This is a genomic window from Pseudomaricurvus sp. ABR4_320 (assembly GCF_056159445.1).
Window position 1 is genome coordinate 77,383 of sequence record NZ_JBSWVF010000009.1, and the last position, 20,583, is coordinate 97,965.

Below are 20,583 nucleotides of genomic sequence, written 5' to 3' on the forward strand. Positions count from 1 at the left end.
GCCTCATGTCCAATTCCAATGATTCTTGGGTGGCTTACGGTGTCACCTTAAAAAAGCGTTTGATACTGGGGACGGCGTTGTACCCGTCGCCAGAAATTATGGCTGCCGCTATTGATGCTGCCGAAGTCGAAGTGGTTACCGTGTCGCTGCGACGTCAATCACCAGAGTCGCAAGGGGGGCACAACTATTGGCAGGGTATCCGTGAACTAGGGTGTCGGTTATTGCCAAATACAGCAGGCTGCCGAACAGCACAGGAAGCCGTTACTCTTGCCAAAATGTCCCGTGAATTGTTTGCCACAGATTGGATCAAGCTGGAAGTCATCGGCGACGATTATAATTTACAGCCAGACCCGTTCGAGCTGGTTGATGCCGCACGAGAATTGATTGCAGAAGGGTTTGCTGTCTTTCCCTATTGCACGGATGACCTCATTTTATGTCAGCGCTTGGTCGATGTCGGGTGCGAACTCTTGATGCCTTGGGCCGCGCCTATCGGTACGGCACTGGGGCCGATTAACCCTTATGCTTTTGAGGTTTTACAGCAACGTCTACCGGGCATTCCAAAAATTATAGATGCCGGACTTGGACGACCTTCCCATGCTTGTCAGGTTATGGAGGCCGGTGCTGCAGCAGTGCTCCTCAATACGGCTGTTGCCGAAGCGGGTGATCCGGTAAGGATGGCCAGAGGATTTGCTGCCGCAGTAACGGCCGGTCGACATGGATTTCTGGGGGAGATGCTAACCGCAAGATCGATGGCAAAGCCCAGTACTCCTGTTGCCGGTGTGCCTTTTTGGCATCAGGAGGCGCCGAACTGATGATTGCAGATAAACAGCGCATCAGCGCTTCGGTATTGACCATCGCAGGATCGGACTCCGGCGGTGGTGCCGGTATTCAGGCTGATCTACTGACGTTTCGGGATTTTCGCATGCACGGCTGCTCCGCGATAACCGCCCTGACGGCACAAAACAGTGTTGGTGTTCAGCGAATAGTGCCAACGGATCCGAATCACCTCGATGCACAACTGCGTGCAGTGGTCGAAGATATGCCGCCCGCTGCGATCAAAATCGGCATGCTGGCAACGGCTGAAATCGCGGAACGGGTCTGTCAGTTTTTGCAACAGCAAACGGTGCCGAAAGTTCTCGATCCTGTTTTGCGTTCAAGCACAGGGGCGATGTTGAATATGGGAGACAGAAAGCATCTTTGGGCCCTGCTAGGTTGTGTCGATCTTATAACCCCAAATCGGCAGGAAGCCGAATGGCTTTCTCAGCGCCCCATTCGTGATGCGGGTGAACTGATGTCTGTCGCTTCTTATTTACATGAGCGAACAGGTGCAGGTGTGCTGATCACCGGCGGTCACTTTCAGGAGGACGGAGGTCATGCGGATGATTATTTCTTTAATGGAGCTCAGTCGTTTTGGCTGCGGTCACCGCGTCAAGCCACGCCTCACAGTCACGGTAGTGGCTGTACACTGTCAGCTGCCACTGCTGCATTGTTGGGGCGTGGCATGGGGGTGGCGGACAGTCTGGTGCTGGCCAAAATGTATGTCAATCAGGGGCTCCGATTGAGTTACGCTATGGGGCAGGGCGCGGGCACTCTAGCTCGGTGTGGGTGGCCAGCAACACTCCAGGATGTCCCTATGTTACTTCGGGATCCGTTTTCGCCAGTCCTTACATTTGGTGCCTGCGATACTCAGTCGCTTGGTCTTTACCCGGTGGTTGATCATGTTAATTGGCTACAGCCGCTGTTGGCATCTGGTGTAAGAACGATCCAATTGCGAATAAAAAATGCGAATGAGGCAGAACTGCGCCAGCAAATTTTACAGGCTGTCGAATTGCAACGTCGGTATCAGGCGCGGGTTTTCATTAACGATTACTGGCGTTTGGCGCTGGAGTGTCGTGCCTACGGCGTACATCTCGGCCAGGAAGATTTGGATACTGCCGATTTACCTCTAATCGCTCAGTCTGGCTGCAAGTTGGGCACGAGTAATCATGCTTGGTATGAGATTGCACGCAGCCACAGTTTGCGGCCTTCGTACATGGCGTTGGGACCTGTCTTTGCGACGACCACAAAGACCATGGCGTTTGACCCCCTGGGCTTAGAGCAGTTATCTGAATGGGCGAGTTTATTGAAGCAAGGCTATCCGATAACGGCTATAGGCGGCATTGATGGCGATAACATTAACAGCGTCTTGTCGACAGGGGTTCCGAGTGTTGCTGTTGTCAGAGCGATTACCCAGGCTGCGGATCCCATCGCGGCAACGCGTCATTTATTAGAGCGTGTGGCTCAAGCGCTGCCTGTTGGTACGAATAGGTCCGCTGACCCCCACCTGCAGAGTGGGGTAGTTGAGGCGAGCTGTCCATGAAAATTAACATTAACGGTGTAGTTCATGATGTTCAGGCAAGAACTGTCGCTGAATTGTTGGATGAGCTGGATCAGGGGAGGGAGTCGGTGGCAACCGCTGTGGATGGAATTTTTGTTCCTCGGGAAGAGCGGGGTGACAGGGTGTTGGCAGTGGGGTGCCGCGTCGATATTGTCGCGCCGATTCAGGGCGGATAAGAAAGAAGAGTTGCTCAACGTCGATAAAAAACAAATAATGTGTGCCTGTTTTACAGGAGTTGTTGCTTTTGCTTAAGGAAAAACCAAATAGGGATAAGTAATTCGCAAAAAAACTTGCGGAGTTCTCTCACCCGTTCGTCTTTTGATGAGGGGTCTTGTCTGCTGTCGCCAGCTAGAGGCGGAGCAGTAAGCGTAGTCGCTCCTACACTCTCGCCTGGAATCGATTTTCCCGTTTTCCGGCTCAAGTTTTTTACCGATGGAAAGGAGGCATGATGGATCTGCCCTGGAAAGGAATAGCCTGGCTTGGCGGCCTAGCGTTCAGTTTGTCCTATGTAACCCCACTTCAAGCAGCTGATATAGCCAGTAAGCTGCGTATTCCTGAATCTGCGGTCGCGGAAATACAAGACCAGAAAGCACAGGAATATACCTATATCGTGCGTTTGGTCGAAGAACCCCTGTTATCGTATCAGGGTGAAATCTCCGGTTTGTCTGCCACTCGGCCAAGTGCCGGTAAAAAGCTGGATTCGTCGAGCGATTCCGTAAAGAGCTATCGTAATTACCTCAAAAACCGACAGCTGGATGTTATGAGTGCGGCGGGCGTTAGCGACAGTCTCTATCATTACACGGTTTCGTTTAACGGGTTCGCCGCCAAAATGACGGAAGCTCAAGCCCAGGACCTGGAGCAGATGTCCGGAGTGCTGCGGGTTACCCGAGATAAAAAATTGAAAATGGACACCGTCAGTACACCGGAGTTTCTTGGGTTACGTGGCAAGAAAGGTGTTTGGGATGGATACGGCTTTAAAGGTGAAGACGTCGTCATTGGCGTTCTTGACAGCGGTGCCTGGCCAGAGAACCCCAGTTTCTCGGATCAGTTAAGTGTTTCATCTGGAAAGAAAAAAAAGAAAAAAGGCCCCTATTCAAATTTGGCGTATGAGCCACTGGAAGATTGGAACGGTGAATGTACTGCCGGTGAAGAATTTGAAGCCACCGACTGTAACAATAAATTGATCGGTGCTCGTTGGTATGGCGCCGGTTACGGTGGCCCGGAAGCCATCAAAGCTGAACTGCCCTACGAGTTGATTTCCCCTCGGGCCGTCGATGGCCACGGTGTTCATACTGCAGCGACCGCTGGCGGTAATGATGGTGTTGAAGTCAGTGTCGACGGTGTGGATCTTGGTGTTGCCAGTGGTATGGCGCCACGTGCTCGAATTGCATCTTATAAAGTGTGTTGGGGCATCTCTCCTGAAGGTGGATGCTTCTCCTCAGACTCTGTCGCCGCGATTGATCAGGCGATTATCGATGGAGTCGACGTCATCAACTTCTCCATATCGGGTACGAGTACCAACTTTATGGACCCAGTGGAAGTTGCCTTTTTGATCGCTGCAAACGCCGGTATCTTTGTTGCGGCATCTGCCGGTAACAGTGGACCGACCGAGTCCAGCGTTGCGCACCCAAGCCCTTGGATTACCACCGTTGCGGCGGGTTCTCACAATCGTCTTTTTGAAGCTGAAGTCATTTTGGGCAATGGTGAAACTTTCACCGGTGCATCTCTTCAGGAGACGGGTACCAGCGAGCTGCCATTGGTGTATTCGGCGACGGTTGGGTTGGCCGACGCAGATCCTGAAGAAGTTCGTCTCTGTTACCCAGGTACCCTGGATCCCGCTCAAGTGTCAGGCATGATGGTTTTGTGTGATCGCGGCGACATCGCCCGGACCGATAAGAGCGAGGCCGTTGCCGAGGCGGGTGGGGCTGCCATGGTGCTGGCGAACACGGATCCCAATTCCGTCAACGCAGATTTGCACTCGGTGCCGACTGTTCATGTCTCTGATGTCGATGGTGAAGTGATTCGGACCTATGTCGCTTCAGCCGATGCGCCGACGGCTTGGCTGACTCCTCGTGTCGCAATCGATGATGAATCTGCACCACAAGTTGCCGACTTCTCGTCGCGCGGGCCTTTGTTGGCGTCTGGTGATGTCTTGAAGCCCGATATCATGGCTCCCGGCGTGGACATTTTGGCGGCGGTTTCGCCCTACGAGAGTGGTCGCAATTTCGACTTCCTCAGCGGAACATCGATGGCCAGTCCGCACATTGCCGGTATTGCCGCCCTGATGAAGGAAGCGCATCCAGATTGGTCGCCTATGGCCATTAAATCTGCGTTGATGACGACAGCGAAAGACACGCAAGCCCATCCATTTGCAGAAGGTTCAGGTCATGTGAATCCTCGCAAAGCGCTCAACCCGGGGCTGGTTTACGACTCAGACATTCTCGACTGGTTCGGTTTCCTTTGTGGTACGGGTCAGCTGGATTCTGAGCTGTGTCCTGTGCTGAGTATTGATCCGAGCGATATGAACACGCCAAATATTGCTATTGGCGCCATGGCGGGTTCCCAGACGGTAACTCGTCGGGTAACCAACGTTCTGGAGCGTACGGCGACCTTTTATTCAAAGTTGAAAGCGCCGAAAGGTATGGAAGTACAGGTATCGCCAGCCTCTCTCACTTTGGAGCCAGGCGAAACCGCGAGTTTTGACGTGACCTTTACGGCCAATGAAAAAATCTGCCTGGATCAGTACGCATTCGGCAAACTGGTGTGGACTGATGGTAAGGGGCATAGAGCCACCTCAACAATGATCGTTCAGCCGTTGCAATTGGCCGTTGCCGAATCCGTGTCGGGCAGTGGTCCAAGTGGAAGTTTGAGCATTGATCTGCAATTCGGTTACACCGGTGACTATGCTGCGGTTACCTTGGGGCTTGAACCGGCGCATACTGAATTGGCGATTGTGCAGGATGATCCATCTAACGATATCGACACGGCACTGTCGACCGGCGTTGGCTATTTCCTTCATGCTGTAGATGTTCCTGCCGGAACCGCTCTGACGCGCTTTGCGTTGTTCGATGAGTATACCGACGGTGATGATGATCTGGATCTCTATGTCTTCGATCCATATTTCAACTATTTGGGTGGTAGCGGTAATGGAACGTCCAACGAGTCATACGATGTTGTGAACCCAGAGGCTGGTACCTACTACGTGGTTGTTCACGGTTGGCAGACTGACGGCGAAGATGCGCTTTACGCGCTGTTCGATTGGTCCGTCCCTGCAAACAGCGAAGACGCCAGTTTACCTCTGCAGTTGGATTATGCTCCGACCTCAGCGACTTCCAGTGCAACCGACAGTGTTGGTATCAGTTGGGATGTCAGCGAGGATGAAACAGCCTTTGGTCGCAAGTATCTGGGAGCGGTTTCTCATCGTGAGGGCAGTGAAGAAATTGGCCTGACGACGGTAGAAGTCAGTGACGAGGACTAGTTGATCCTTCTGATGCGCCACAGATCCCATGGATCGGTGGCGCACTGGCACAGGGATGTCCCGGTTTAAGGATGTTGGCCAAGAATCTTGGTGTTACAAAAAAAACCTCTGACGCTCGTCCGAGGGTTTTTTATGCTGTTAGTAAAGTAGGGGCTTTAAATGACCGCAGAAAAGCACTCTAGCTGTGGCGGGCCCAGATAGATGTCTTTTTTGGGGCCGCCGGCATTGGCGTGGGCTTTACGAAAAGCTTCGGACTTAGTCCAGTCGATAAAAGCGGCCTCAGACTCCCAGATCGAATGGGAGGCAAACAGGGTGTAATCCTCGTTAGAGGGCCCTTGCAGCAGGTTAAAGGATTTGAAACCCGGAACTTCGCTTAAGAAAGTATCCCGCTGCTTCCAGATCTCAATAAATTCCGCTTCTCTGCCGGGGGCTATACGAAACCGGTTCATGGCAATGTACATAACTATTCCTCGCTGTGCGGCTTGGCGGTATAGCTCCTGATCCAAATAAGTCATTTCGATAATAACATCGAAAAAACAGGACCAAATGAGCGCCGCGGCAAAGTATGCAGTCGCTGGCTGACAAGTGCCAGTGCTAATTGTGGCGCGCTTTGGTAAAAGAAAAGTTGCGCGCCAGAGAATGGTGCCATCGGGGCTGAGCCCCTGATCGGCTCACTGTGCAGCGAACGATCGGTTAACCGGCGCTGACCAAGTGCTCTATGGGGAGCTTGTCGGCGCGAGCCGACTTCAACAGTTTGCTTTCGACCACCAGTTTGCCCTCCTGGTTTTTCACCAGATTGGACTCCAGGTTTTTCAGGTCATAGCCATAATTCACCATCATACCTGCTGCATTGCGCAGGCCATTACTGGATGTGTCACCCATAAAATTGATTTTCTCGATAAACGCGCCATTGCGGAGATGAAAGCGAGCCACCGGATTGATGGGCTTACCGTCTTTGGTTGTTGTCAGATACTGAAGACATTTGCGCAGCAGAATCTTTTCGATTTCGGGTCGCCAAACGGGTTCTGCGCCCGAGGCGATTTTGTGCAGGGCTTCTTCCAGACTTTCTGGAGCGAAAGGCATCTTTTTAAAGTCGTCACTGCTGATATTGTCCATAAGCCAGTTGCGAAAGCCGGGAATGGGGGACAGTGTGGCGAATTTTTCCAGATGGGGAAGTTCTCTCTGGAGCTTGCCGACGGCTTCCTTGATCAAAAATTCCCCAAAACTGATGCCTTTTAAGCCTTGTTGGGTCGAGGTGACGGAATAAAAAATTGCGGTATTTGCGTCGGTGGACGGCAGCGGAGGGGTATCCTCTTGCAGTAAGGTTTGCACGTTGGTTGCCAGATCGTCGGTCAGGGCAACATGGAGAATACCCAAAGGCTCTTCGCGCATGCGTGGATGGAAGAGGGTATAGCAGCGACGGTCTCTGTCGAGACGATTTTTCAAATCCTGCCAGCTGATGATGGAGTGAATGGCCTCGTATTCCATCAGTTTTTCTAAGAGTGCTGCGGGGGAGTGCCAGGTGACTCGATGAATCTCGAGAAACCCCTGGTCGAACCAGAGCCGAAAGAGGTCGCGCAGATCGTTATCAAGGCTTTTCAATGCCGGGTCGTCTCTCAGATAGCCCAGCAACTCTTCGCGCATATCGACGAGGAACTTCAATCCGTCTGGAAGGCTGGTAAAGCGTGTAAACAGCGCCATACGCCGGGGCTTAAGCGCGTCTCGGAGGTACGAGGTGCTGACATTGTCGCGACCACTGGCCACAGCAGTGCGATAGTTTTCGATTTCAGTGTCGATTCGCTGGCGATCCGGGCCAAACTCTTCCGCCAGCAGTTTAAAAAATACTTTTTTGTCGGTGTCACTGCTTGCCAGCCAGGTGGAACCCAACTCTGCGGCTCGTTTGCGGGCATCGGTCTCTCCGACAGGAGCCCGGACGCAGAGGTCGATTTTTGTTTGAAACTCATCTTTGGAAAGATGCTGGCGTTCGTTGCGGTTAAACCCGGGTGACGTGAAAATGTACTCACTGACGCTGGCTTTCCAGCGGAGAAACGTCTCATTGACGGATGACATAAGTTACTGCCTTTTACTGGGGACCGCCGGCTGCCTTGCGCGTGGCCGGGGCCGTAATCGTATGGTCTCTATACGGGTCGCAAACCCGGGTTTGTGTCTCTTGCGGCGCTCAGGACACGGTGACCAGGGTATAGGTTAACGCTCTGAGCTTCGCCAGTCCTATATCCGTTCGTTATGGGGGCGAGCGAGACGCCGACCTTATATAATGACTATAAACCATTACCACACTTTTACGTCGGATGCGGCTGCCAGAATTGGTGCTCGCCTCGCCACTGTGACCACAGGCTCGTCGGTTTTCGCCTCTCATTTTCACGTATTTTCCGTTAGCATGCCGGTTTTGATTCGGAGAGCTGCGTGCCTCAGTTTTTGACTCTGTACTATGTGGCCATCGCTTTTGCCGCCATAGGGACAGGTATCCAAATGGTTTCTCTCCCGTGGCTGGCGATGGGAGAGTTAAACCTGAGCGCCGAGGGATTGGGTTGGGTGCAATTCTGCCAACTTCTGCCCGGTGCCTTGCTTCTGCCCATCAGCGGAGTTTTTGCAGACCGGGCTGGCAGTGAGCGCTATTTACCGATCGTCTATATGCTACTTCCGTTTGCACATTGGACGATGGCCGGAGTTATTAGCGGCCAATGGATGTCGCTGCCTTTGGTACTCATCTATGCGGCCATTCTCGGCAGTGGTTTTGCGCTGATTCAGCCTTTACGGGACAGGATTCTGCCCGGATTACTTGGCGTCGAGAGACGCCATTTACTGCAGCGGGCGGTAGTTCTTGCGAGTGCTTGTATCTACAGCGGGCAAGGGATTGGGGTTATTCTCGGTGGCAGGGTTGCGCAAATAGGGATCCAAGGGGTGTTGATTGGTCAGGGCGCATGTTTGCTGTTGGCGGCATTGCTATTGATGTCACTGCAGCGCCGCCAGCAGCGAGATGTGACGTCCGTTTCTCAGCCATCGATTGCTTTGGGGGGGGCAGGAGTCCCCGCTCAGTCCTCATCTGATCAGCGTCAAAAGCCGGGCATTCGCGCGGGTATTCGCTACAGTTTTCGGCATCCGGTTCTTCGCCATTTACTCATCTTGGTGGCGTTTAACGGCTTTGTAAATCTCGGCACGTTTATGGTGGCAATGCCGCTCTTGACGCGCGACGTGTATCACCAGGAGGCGGAGTTTTTTGCCTGGTTGCAGCTGTGTTTTGTGGCGGGCAATGTTATCGCCACGCTCGCACTGCTGCGTCGAGGTACCATTGATCAGCCCGGTCGCAGTGTGCTCTTTTGTCTGGTGTATACCGCAATGATTATGCTGGCCATCTCGTGGCGGCCGACGGCAGTTGGATTGTTGGGGCTGGTATTTTGTTGGGGAGTGGTTGCTGGTGTTTCTGCCAGCCTTGGTAAAGCGCTTCTTCAGCAGCAGGTGAACGCGGCCTATCGGGGGCGGGTGCTTTCGATCTATTTTCTGGCATTACTGGGCGGGGCGCCGCTCGGCGCTTTAGCGTGTGGTCTGGTGATGCATTCCTACAGTGAACTCGCGCTCTTTCGTATCACTGGCGTCGTCAGTCTGCTGTTTTTTATCGCATATCTTGGTGTGCCCAACCTCTGGAAAGTCGCTCCTCCCCGGCAGTCTGTTTAATGTCCTTTCCGTCATCGGAACAAACCTCTTGATATGTTCGAGATATAAATATAAGTTCGTAATGAGAATTTGTGTTGCGGTGATGTCGCTGGGGGAGCGTCCGTTATGGGGAAGGTTAAAGGATTATTAAACAACATCATTTCACGGCAAGTCCTGCGTGCTTTACGGGCGGCGGCGTTGTCCATCTGTCTGCTGGCGTCGCCGGCAGACGCTGCACGGTCTGCGGATTTGGTGTTTTTAAATGGCGCCGTCTACACCGTTGAAAACGATGCTCCCTGGGCGCAAGCAGTGGCCGTACAAGACGATGAAATCGTTTTTGTCGGTAGTGATCGGGACGTGCGCTCATATATCGGACGAAAAACGTCTGTTGTCGATTTGAAGGGACGTATGTTGATGCCGGGGTTTGTCGATGCTCACGGTCATATCGGTTCTGCGGATACGCTCTTCGATGCGTCTCTCACATTTCGCGAACAGCCTCCTGAAGTGGTCATCGACGCCGTACGACAGTATGCAGAAGAGCATCCAGACCTGCCGTTTGTTCGCGGTGGTGGTTGGATCATGGAAGCTTTTGGAAAAGAAGGTCCAACCGCTGCGATGATCGATTCGTATCTTCCCGATCGTCCGGCCGTATTCAAAGCCATCGATGGTCACCACATGTGGGTGAATTCAAAAGCATTGGAGATTGCCGGCATTGATGCAGACACTCCCGATCCGCTGCCGGGTAAGAGTTGGTTTGCGCGTGATCCAGAAACCAATGCACCTACCGGTTTTATCATCGAACACGCCGCGATGGAACTGCTTAAAGAGCGTTTGACGGAAGCGGGATACGCCTTTGAAACCCGCGAGCGCTTGGAGCGAGGTGTCCGCGCTGGGGTGCCCATGTTAAGTGCCGCGGGTATTACCACGCTCTATGATGCCGGGATGAAAGATCGGGAGATGACCTTTTCGATCCTGCACGCTATGGAGCAGTCTGGTGAGTTGGGGGTGCGAATTTACGGAGCTTACGTTTACGATCCGAATGCGCCCGAGAAGCAAGATGAAGACCCCATCGAGCAGTTTGCAGACTTGCGCAAGCGCTACCATTCCGAATTTCTGGGTACGGGTCAGATTAAGCTGTTCCTAGATGGTACAGAAACCAATCACACCGCTTATATGATGGAACCCTTTTCAGACAAGCCTGACGATCACGGTGAACCACTTATCTCCATCGACCAGCTTAATCAAGTGGTATGGCGAGCAGAGCAAGCTGGGTTTGACATGCACATACATGTGGTGGGTGACGGCGCGGTGCACGCTGTCTTGAATGCCATCGAACTGGCACAGGCGAAAAACGGACCACTGGACAGACGTCACGCGGTAGCTCACACCATATTGGTGGCGCCTGAGGATATCCCGCGTTTTCGAGAAACCGGGTTAATCTGGCAGACAACGCCAGCCTGGGCCGTCATGAATGACCGCAATCGCACCGTCGAACGCATTGTTGGCGAAGAGCGTTTTAACGGAATCTACCCCTTGCAGGATGCGGTGGATCAAGGTGTTACTCTTGCCAGTGGTTCCGATTTTACGGCACTGAATCCCGGTATTATTTACCGGCCACTGGATCAAATTGAAATTGGCCACAATCGTCAGCCGATAGGTTTTCCCGATACCCAGGTCATGCCCTCGAAAGAAAATCGCCTTAACCTGCCGGATTTGATTCGCAGCTATACCATTAATGGCGCTTACATGTTGCGGCGCGAAAATGAGATCGGCTCGCTGCGGGTGGGCAAACAGGCAGATCTGGTGATTCTCGATAAAAACCTCTTCGATGTTCCCCGTTATGAAATTCACTCCGTTAAGGTGGAGGCGACTGTCATGGATGGCCGTGTACGCTACGCGAACGACAGCATGGCCCCGTTGCTTAAGGAATCAGGAGTCAATCTAGATGTTGCCGCACACTAATCGCTTGTTTTGGCGGGACCTTTTTGCCGCAGTGCTTTTGTGGTCGGCTTGCCTGCCAATGACAATGGCGGAGCCGGTATGGGAGCGATTGCGCCCACTCGACACCAATCCTGAGCTGGATTCCGGTGAACCTCTGGCGAGAGCCTGTATTCCAGGTGAGACGGTTGTTCTGCGTGAACCGATTATCGCCGAAGGAGATTCCCGCAACCTCGCTTCCGGGGAATTCTTGGTGTGTATCGGAACCACCTCTTCGGGGACGCTCGAGTTGGTTGACGGTATCGCCAGGAAGTGGCAGCTTGCTGCCGATAAGGTAAATTCAACACAGGGTTTTCCGGCCAATTGGGTCGCTATGGACCGCGATTATCTGGTGTGGGCTTACAACCGAGATACCCTTGTGATCCGAGAAAGTCTGGTCAACAGTTTTGAAGGCAATTTTCTATATCTGTTATTGGATCGTGATGATCAAGGGCAGGTGAGTGATGGTCTGCTGATCGATTCCGGGACCGGCCTAGTAGACCTAGAGCCCTACATTTTGTCAGTGATGGCAGACAAGCCGTTAACCATCATCAGTACTCACAGCCACTGGGATCATTTTGGTGGCCATCGACATTTTATGGACAACCCCCAGGTACGGTTGCTGGGGTATCAACCGGGAAATGTGTATAACCCTTACCCTAAGCCTCCGGAATACGATATTGATGGTCTTGAACAGGCCGCTGGCATTACTCGCTGGCCAAGTGGGCAAGGACAATTGCAGATTGGAACCCGCGCCATAACCGTTTTACCGACGCCAGGCCATACTGGCGACTCTATTTCTTTGTATGATGTCCGTGAGCAACTGATGTTTACCGGTGACATGGTCTGCCCATGTTTGCAGTTTATTGAGCTTTGGCCAGAGTTTACAGAAAGCTTAAATCGGCTTGAGAATTTCGCCGAACAGCATCCCGTGAAGTGGTTTTTGGGCAGTCATATTGAAATGAGCCGCAAGAAAAGCTGGAATCAACAGCATGAGTATTTCTACTTCGGTAGCAATTACCACTGGGATGAGATGCCTCTGCAAATGGACCTAAGCGACGTGACCGCGATACACCAGCAGGTGGCTTCTGTACTGGTCGAGGCAGAAGGCGAGGGGCCGGTTTATACATCAGATACGAATGATCGCCCTTTCCAGCCACTGCCGAGTTTGCCTATCGCGTTTCCCGGCATTCCCAGCTATTTTCGAGAAGACTCTGCCCGGTTAGTGAATCGTATTGTCGAGCACCAAAAGCACCTCGACGAGGCACGCAGGCAAAAGCAGCAAGATGAGGAGGCTGGCGATTCTTAGCAGACTGTTAAGGTTGCAAAGAGGGTATGGTGCTGGTCAATCCATCAATCAATTTGTCTAGCACAAGCGGTTTGGCAATAAAGGCGTCAAAACCGTGATCCAGACAACTCTGTACATGGTAATCCATAGCGCTCGCGCTGAGAGCTATTATGGGAAGTGTCTCGGCCTTGGCTCGCACTTCTGTAAAAACTTCATAGCCATCCATATCCGGCATTTGAATGTCTAAAAGAATAAAATCGTAGCGATTATTAGCAACCATCTCGATACCTTTCACGCCAGACTCGGCTAAATCGAGGTGGATGTTCAAGTGAGATAAGAGGGTTTGCGTGACGATGCGATTGTCCTGAAGGTCGTCAATATAAAGTCCTTTTAACGCGGCGCTCTCAACACGCTTCAGACGTGCTTGGGATGATCGTTGTGCGTCAGCGCTGTCATCGGCTAGATTATGTTCTTCTGTCAGCAGGCTGCCAAATCGAAAGCTGGCTTGAAACACGCTGCCAATTTTTGGCACGGATGAAACCAGAACGAGATCTCCGCCCATCATCTGACAGAGCTCCCGGGAGAGGGCAAGGCCCAAACCCGTTCCACCGAAACGGCGGGAGATGGATATATCCGCTTGGCTGAAGGGTTGGAACAGCCGGTTTTGATGCTCCTCGCTGATACCGATACCGGAATCTTTCACTTGGTAAACGAGCCGGTTGTGTTGCATGGAAATCGCGACGGAGATCGCTCCCTGTTCCGTAAACTTGATCGCGTTGCCAAGAATATTGACGATGACCTGGCGAATGCGGGTTTCGTCTGAGACAAAATCCGTTGCCGGCAGAGGGGCGATATCAATGTTTAAGCTCAAGCCTTTACGTTTGGCGTCGGCTTCCATTTGCGCATGAACGTCATCAAGTAATTCCGGCAAGTGAAAAGGGGCAATTTGCAGGTGGAATTGACTGGATTCAATGGTCGTGAGATCGAGAACACCATCGATGATGCGCGTCAGGTCATTGGCTCTGCGGACGATCGCCTGCGAGAATTCTTTCTCTCGAGAAGATTGTTGATCCGACAGGCGCATTAATTCCGCGTAGCCGATGATGGCGCCGAGTGGAGAGCGCATCTCGTGGGAAATATTGGCCAGGAATAAGGCTCTTGCCTCGTTTGACGATTCGGCGGCGAGGCGTAAACGTTCTTCCCGCTGATACTGGAGTTGCAGGGCTTTACGCTGTTTATCCAGTTCTAAGAAAATATCGACTTTGGCGCGAATAAATTGCGGGTTGATTGGCTTATACAAGACATCCATAGCGCCGGCATCATAGCCATCCAACGTAAAGCTTTCAGAGGGCGCGTGAGCCGTCAGAAATATAATGGGAAGGTGGCGGTATTTTTTGACGCCGCGAATCAAACTGGCAAGTTCGAAACCGCTGACCGGAGCCATTTGAACATCGATAATGGTGAGAAAAAATTCCTGTTCGGTCAGCAGGTTCAATGCTTGGTCCGCATCCAGAGCGGTGAACACGCCAATATCCAGATCTGCCAGAATGGCTTCCAGTGCTTCAAGATTTCTGGGATTGTCATCGACCAGAAGAATATTGCTGGCGAGCATAGGATCAGTCATTGCTGCGCTTCTGATAAAGACGTAGTTGATCTTGCACGGTGATCAGATCGGTGTTTGGCTGACAGCCAAAAGCTCTTTCCGCGTTGCCCAACAATAAATAACCTCCCGGCGCGATAGAATTGATCAGTAGTTGCAGAATCTTTTTCTGTTGTGATCTGGAAAAATATATCAAAACATTGCGGCATAAGACGATGTGAAAATTACCGGGCGAGGGTTCTGCGCATAGATCGTGCCGCCTGAATTCTACGGAGTTCATCAGCCTTGAGGCAATTCGCGCTTGGTCGTAGGCATAAGTGAAATAGGTCGAGGCCGGTTGACGTCCGGAAACCGCTCGGTAGCCGCTGGTAAATTGCTGAATTTCCTGGCGAGTGAATACGCCATCCTGTGCGGCCTGTAAGGCGTGTTCATTGATGTCCGTTGCCAGAATCTGGCTTTGGTCAAGCAAACATTTTTCGTCCAGTAATACCAACAGGCTGACAAGCTCTTTGCCGCGGCTGCACCCTGGTGTCCAGATTTTCAAAGATTTTACGTCAGATAGTTTCGGCAGCACCTGGTTCTGTAGTGCCGCAAAAACATCGGGATTGCGAAAAAATTCGGTTGTGCCGACGGTCAGAATGTTCAAGACATCCGTTAGCGATATGTCGTGGCAGCGCAATCCATCCAGCACCGCCGACAGAGATGGAACACCAAGACGACGGGTCAACGATTGCAGTTGTTGCTCTCGAAACTCGTGGGAGATCCCTCGGTAGTCAACACCATAGTCACGCCGTAGCGTGTCTAAGAATCGCGATCGATCCAGCTCGGGCGGTGCGATCACAAGTTTAATCCCGTTTCAGGCAGCCAGACGTGAATAACCGACATTAACGCGGGTAGGTTAACTGGCTTTGACAGGTAGTCGTTAGCGCCAGCGGCAATAATCTGCTCGTGATCTGTTTTACCGGCTTTCGCGGTTAAGGCGATGATCGGGATATCGCTAAAGGATTCTTGAGCGTCTCGAATACGATCGATCAATTCCAAGCCGTCCATTTTGGGCATCATGATGTCTGTCAGAATTAATTCGATGTCCGGGTGGTTGTGCAATATTTCCAAGGCTTCCTGGCCGTTGCGCGCAGTAATGACGTCCAGTTCACGGTTTTCCAGTGCGCTGGTCAGTGCAAAAACGTTGCGGATATCATCGTCCACCAACAGCACTTTATGCCCGGCAAATTGGGGCTCAATGGCGTGCATTGGGATTGCATTGCCGGGCTCAGACTGTACGCTACGATGCAGAAACAGGGTGACTTCATCCAGCAGTTGTTCGCGGCTTCTTGCCCCTTTCAAGACCAATCGATCAGATTGTTGCAGAATGGTCTGCTCTTCCTGTTCGTCCAGAGGTCGATCTGAGTAGAGAATGATAGGAGGTACGTTTGATTCCAGCTGATTCAGCTGTTCAAGAAATCTCAGTGCTGTGACATCGGGGAAATTGAGCGTGACGATAATGGCGTCGATGGGCTTTTCCTGCACTAATTGCAGGGCTTCACTGGCATCGCTACACAGTAATAAATGGGTTTGGTCCTGTGCAACCAAGGTGGCTAATTGTTGCTGGTGTTCAGGATTGTCTTCGAGGATGAGCAGCTGACGTTCCTGGCTGGTCATGAGCTCAAAGAGTTTGTCCAGCGATGCACTAATTTTGTCGATGGTCACAGGTTTGTTCAGGTAGCCGATGGCGCCGATTTTCTGAGCATTTTCGTGGTAGTCAATCGCTGAAACCATATGCACTGGAATATGCCGGGTAGTCGGTTGGCTTTTCAGTCGGTCGAGAATGGCCATACCACTCACCGAAGGCAATTTCACATCCAGAATGGCTGCGTTGGGGGGATAGCGGTTGACCAGTTCCATGGCAAGCTGGCCATCGTTGACCACGATGGCTTGAAGTCCTCGCTGTTTAACCTGCTCCGCCAGTATTGTGGCGAAGGACTTGTCATCTTCAACGATCAGTACTGAGGGCTGTTCAGGGTCCAGGGTTTCCAGCAATTGATCGGCCAGCGTACTGATCTGGCGGTTCGCTGAGTTGGATGAATCTGTCGCGGGTTGGGGAATCGGTTCGTCCGCTGCGGCAAAACCCGCATTATTGGTAATTCTGGGCGCTTTGTGAGTCACCGAATTCGCCACTCGTGAATCCATACTGGCGGGGAGGGTTTGAGGCAGATTCAAGGTAAAGCGGCTACCGCCGCCCAGGCTGGATTGAAGTACGATATTTCCGCCGAGCATGGTGGCCAGCTGTCGAGAGATGGTAAGCCCGAGGCCCGTACCTCCATATTCGCGATTTATGGACGTATCTGCCTGCTCGAAGGCGTCGAAAATTCGGCCCTGTTTATCCTGAGCGATACCTATTCCCGTGTCCTGAACACTGATGGACAGTTGGCGGGTGGAAACCGAAGATGCGCTGAGGGTCACTGTGCCTCGCTGGGTAAATTTGTGAGCATTTGCTAACAAATTACGTAAGATCTGCTTCAATCGGTTCTTATCTGTGTGTAAAGACAAGGCTGCCAACGCCTCGGGAAGGTCGACGATCCACTCGACATCAGACTGTTGGAATATGGGGGCGAAGATCTGGTCGATTTCGTGAAAGAGATCGCCGAGCGTAAACGTATCCAACAGCAACTGAACTTTGCCGGCTTCAATTTTGGTCAGATCAAGGACATCTTCGATTAATACCTGTAAATCCTCACCAGCCTGTTGGATCGACTGGAGGTAGGCTCGCTGTTTATCGGTAAGATTGTCATGACTGGATTCCTGGAGCAGTGTTGAAAGCACCATCAGGCTATTCAGCGGAGTGCGGAATTCGTGGGACATACTGGCTAGGAATTCTGACTTATGACGGCTGGCTGTCTCCAGCTGTTCGGCCTGTGCTTCCAGGTCGTTTTTGATGGTTAGCAGCTCTCGATTGGTCATATCCAGTGTTGAGCTTTGGACTTCCAGATCTCGCGCTTGCACTTCCAGTTGTTGGTTCGCTTCTTCGAGTTCACGTTGCTGCACTTCGAGCGTGCGTGCTTGTGTTTGGCTTTCGGTAAGGAGTTTTTGGTTTATCTCCTGGGTACAAAGAGAGTTAAAGCCAGTACCGAGAATCTCCGATAAGCTGTCAAGCAGGCCTTTATCCTCATCATTTAAGCGCCGCAGCCCGGCAAGCTCGATAATTCCGAGGCCCTTGTCCTGATAGCGTATCGGTACAAAGATCAGGGTTTCCGGAAAGGTCTCACCAAAAGGGGTGCTGATTTTCCAAAAATGTTCTGGCACTGGGTGAAACTCTGTCCAGCGGTTTTCTTCCATGAGGTCGTCCAACAGCGCCTGATACTGGCTGGAGGTCTGGCGGTCACTACCCGCCAAAAGTCCCCAAGAGATGGTTTCTTGCCAGCCATCGCTATCCCGCAGGGATAAACGGCCTGCATTCATCGACATGTGGGTTGTGAGATGTTTTAAGACGGCGCGAGCCGCGTCTGCACTGGAGGTATTGTCCGTTAAAAGAAAGGCGAGAGTGCTCAATTCCCGGTCGCGATGGGAATGCTGTCGCAGCTCAAGCACCTGCGACTGAAGTCTTGCGCCAAGATCTTGCAGGTACTGATAGAGTTGGTTGAGTTCGTCATTTCCCAATTCCGGAGTGGCTGTTGTTTCGGAATCAGGAGAATCCTTTTTAGACGAAAAATACCCTCTCGCCATTTGTTCTGACGTGTCGACAATGGTCGCCATGGCGTCAACCAGGCGGCGTGCGAGTAATCGGTTCAACAGCAAGGAAAGGAAGACCACAGCAACCGCTGCAGACAAAATGATCGTAATGCTCAACCAACTGGAGCGGGTTAATCTTTGTACGATTCCAAGGTTGGTCTCTTGCAGGGACAGGTCGATGGCGTTAAGTGCCGCGATCGCGGGGTCGTCATCCACTCTGACTTGAGCATCGATAACACTGGAGTCCTGATCCAGGCTGATAAGCCGTTCGGCAAGTTGCAATCGCTCGAGGTAAAGGCCAATGGTGCTCTGCACAATTGCCAGATGCTGTCGCTCTTCCTCTGTGACATTTTCAAGGTTCCAATAGGCTTGAGTCGCGGCACTGGCTGCATTCAATTTAACCAGAGCTGCCTGGCGATAGGCATCTTCCTGGCGTAAGACATAATTTTTAAACGCGTGAATCCCGCCGCCATAACCCAGATTGTTGTAGAGATCCTTGAGATAGGATTCACGAATGACATAGTCATTGACCGAGTCTGTTACAGATTTTTGACTGAGGAAAATAAGACCGGATCCAAGAGACGATCCCAGGAGCATCAAGAGCAGGGGAATCCAGCTTATGGATCTAAGTTGTTGGGATAAACGCATAGGGGACATCTTTGGCAGGAATCTGAATACGGTGCAATGTCGAGAGAATTCAAAAGCTCGGGTATCCAACAGAGGTATCGAATGACTGAACACAGTCCGTGAAACCGTTGGAGTGAAATTCCGTTTTCAGACGTGACAGCAGGAGGAGGGGATGCCGACCTCCCGGAAAAACCGACATTCCTGTTTATTGCCCGACGAGCAGATAATAGGTGTTCCGCGCCGGAGCGGCAAGAGGTGGTGAGGGTCTCCAGCGAATCTGCCGGGGCCACGGTCACTGACCGAGAGGCGAATCCGTCAGGAAAGAGCGGGCCTGTTACCGGCAGGCCCGTTGGATTTGTTGCAAGTCGCGCCTTGGAAGGGCTCTCAGTTGGCGAAATCTGTGGAGCGAATGTTCAATGCCGCGATACCCGCCAATACTAACGGAATCGAGAACACCGCGAAGGTCACGGGCAGGCCCGCGCCGGATTGTAGCAGGTAGCCTCCCATCAGCGGGCCCATAACGGCACCTGCACGCCCGGCCCCGACAGCCCAGCCGACGCCGGTGGTGCGAATGTCAGTGGGGTAGAGTCGTGCTGCGGTCGGCCAGAAGCCATTAAATCCACCATTGAGCGTGATGCCGATGCAAAAGGTGCACAAGAGAATCAGCATCACGCCCATGTTTATCGACGCAAATACCATCAGTAATATGGCCGCGATCATGAAGAAGCAACAGATCATTTTCTGTAGACCATATCGCATGGAGATCCAGCCCAGAAAAATACTGCCTGCAAAGGATCCCAGATTGTAGGCAGTGCCGGCATAAATCCCTTTTTCGAGGGGTAGGCCGGCATCAACCGCAATTTTGGGAATCCAGCTGATGACAAAATAGAGCGTAAAAAATCCAAGAAAAACGCCGCACCATAACATCAGTGTCGAAAAACCTCTGGGTCCTTCAAAAAGCGCGCTGACGCGAATTTTGACGAATCCATTTTCCTGTTTGGTTGGCAGACGCTGCAGTGGCGATGCCTGCATTTTCGTCAATGTCCGGTTAATTTTTTTCAGCGCGTTCCGGGGTTGCTTTTTAACGAGAAATTCCAGGGATTCCGGTAAGAAAACGTACACCACAGGTATCATGATGGCACTGAGGAATGCGGCGATAAAAAACATGATTCGCCAGCCGTAGATGGGCATAAATTCAGCGGATAGCAAGCCGGTAACGACCGCGCCGATTGGGTAGCCAGCCTGTAAAAACGCGACGCAGAAATTGCGTCGATTTTTCGACGAATATTCCGATGTCATGGCCGCCATCGAGGCTAAAATGGCGCCGACGCCCAGGCCGGTAAATACTCGAGCTGCTGCCAGCTGCAGGATGCTGGTACAGAAACCGGATACCAACATGCCAATCGAAATCACCGTAATCGCCAAAAGAATCATTCGGCGGCGTCCAATCGCGTCCGCATAGGGTGCGATGGCGAGGCAGCCGATGGTCATACCGATCAGTGCAGCACTGAAGACTGCACCCAACGCCGCCGCGGGAATGCTCCAATCATCGGCCAAAACCGGTGCGGCGTAGGACATCATCACAACGTCCATGCCGTCGATCATATTGAGGCTAAAACAGATCATAATGACCCAAATCTGCAGTCGCGACATTGGGCGATCATCAATTAGGCGATTGAGCCGATCGATGCAGGCCTGTCCGTCAGATGGGGGAGAGGAAGACGTGTCGAGGTCGGACGGGAAACTGCCCGCCTGGGTGTTTGAAGCCATAATGCGCCTGTGTTGTTATCAAGTTAATCGATCCGGATGTTAGCGGATGTTTGGCGTAAATTTTTTTG

The 20,583-nt window shown here is 52.2% G+C and carries 13 protein-coding genes; 7 read left to right on the forward strand and 6 right to left on the reverse strand.

The features are described 5' to 3' along the window. Positions 1–5: 5 nt before the first annotated feature. From ACXAFR_RS17930 to ACXAFR_RS17945, 4 genes are all read left to right on the forward strand, one after another. Positions 6–812, forward strand: a complete 807-nt coding sequence (locus ACXAFR_RS17930; protein WP_475179182.1) for a thiazole synthase — start codon at positions 6–8, stop codon at positions 810–812. Continuing rightward, positions 812–2,359, forward strand: coding sequence for a thiamine phosphate synthase (thiE, locus tag ACXAFR_RS17935; protein ID WP_475179183.1), 1,548 nt, complete (start codon positions 812–814; stop codon positions 2,357–2,359). The genes ACXAFR_RS17930 and thiE overlap by 1 nt, the downstream gene beginning before the upstream one ends. Continuing rightward, positions 2,356–2,553, forward strand: a complete 198-nt coding sequence (gene thiS / locus ACXAFR_RS17940; RefSeq protein ID WP_475179186.1) for a sulfur carrier protein ThiS — start codon at positions 2,356–2,358, stop codon at positions 2,551–2,553. The genes thiE and thiS overlap by 4 nt, the downstream gene beginning before the upstream one ends. A gap of 269 nt (positions 2,554–2,822) precedes the next feature. Next, on the forward strand, positions 2,823–5,855 hold the full coding sequence (locus ACXAFR_RS17945) for a S8 family serine peptidase (RefSeq protein ID WP_475179187.1): 3,033 nt from the start codon (positions 2,823–2,825) through the stop codon (positions 5,853–5,855). Positions 5,856–6,010: 155 nt separating this feature from the next. On the opposite strand, the gene hmuQ is transcribed toward ACXAFR_RS17945, so the two are convergent. Together hmuQ and ACXAFR_RS17955 are read right to left on the reverse strand one after the other, a co-directional pair. Continuing rightward, positions 6,011–6,316 (reverse strand): heme-degrading protein HmuQ, encoded by a 306-nt coding sequence (hmuQ, locus tag ACXAFR_RS17950; RefSeq protein WP_475179188.1) that lies wholly within the window; start codon positions 6,314–6,316, stop codon positions 6,011–6,013. A gap of 232 nt (positions 6,317–6,548) precedes the next feature. After that, entirely contained in the window at positions 6,549–7,925 is a 1,377-nt protein-coding gene (locus ACXAFR_RS17955; RefSeq protein WP_475179191.1) for a malonyl-CoA decarboxylase, read from the reverse strand. A 354-nt stretch (positions 7,926–8,279) separates the two neighbouring features. On the opposite strand from ACXAFR_RS17955, the gene ACXAFR_RS17960 reads away from it, so the two are divergent. The 3 genes from ACXAFR_RS17960 (at position 8,280) to ACXAFR_RS17970 (ending at position 12,813) form a co-directional block, all read left to right on the forward strand. Continuing rightward, a complete protein-coding gene (locus tag ACXAFR_RS17960; protein ID WP_475179192.1) occupies positions 8,280–9,548 on the forward strand; it encodes an MFS transporter in 1,269 nt (422 codons plus the stop codon). A 105-nt stretch (positions 9,549–9,653) separates the two neighbouring features. After that, entirely contained in the window at positions 9,654–11,489 is a 1,836-nt protein-coding gene (locus ACXAFR_RS17965) for an amidohydrolase (RefSeq protein WP_475179195.1), read from the forward strand. Beyond that, positions 11,473–12,813: an MBL fold metallo-hydrolase gene (locus tag ACXAFR_RS17970; RefSeq protein WP_475179198.1), complete on the forward strand. Its 1,341-nt coding sequence runs from the start codon at positions 11,473–11,475 to the stop codon at positions 12,811–12,813. Before ACXAFR_RS17965 ends, ACXAFR_RS17970 begins: the two co-directional genes overlap by 17 nt. 7 nt (positions 12,814–12,820) lie before the next feature. Here ACXAFR_RS17970 and ACXAFR_RS17975 read toward each other — a convergent pair whose 3' ends face one another. The 4 genes from ACXAFR_RS17975 to ACXAFR_RS17990 form a co-directional block, all read right to left on the reverse strand. Next, the gene (locus tag ACXAFR_RS17975) at positions 12,821–14,416 is read right to left on the reverse strand and encodes an ATP-binding response regulator (RefSeq protein WP_475179200.1); all 1,596 of its coding nucleotides are present in this window, start codon (positions 14,414–14,416) and stop codon (positions 12,821–12,823) included. Further along, positions 14,409–15,233, reverse strand: coding sequence for a CheR family methyltransferase (locus tag ACXAFR_RS17980; RefSeq protein WP_475179201.1), 825 nt, complete (start codon positions 15,231–15,233; stop codon positions 14,409–14,411). The genes ACXAFR_RS17975 and ACXAFR_RS17980 overlap by 8 nt, the downstream gene beginning before the upstream one ends. Further along, entirely contained in the window at positions 15,230–18,766 is a 3,537-nt protein-coding gene (locus tag ACXAFR_RS17985) for a response regulator (protein ID WP_475179204.1), read from the reverse strand. Before ACXAFR_RS17985 ends, ACXAFR_RS17980 begins: the two co-directional genes overlap by 4 nt. A gap of 363 nt (positions 18,767–19,129) precedes the next feature. Next, complete coding sequence (locus ACXAFR_RS17990) at positions 19,130–20,515, reverse strand: MFS transporter (protein ID WP_475179207.1); 1,386 nt, start codon at positions 20,513–20,515, stop codon at positions 19,130–19,132. Positions 20,516–20,583 lie beyond the last annotated feature (68 nt).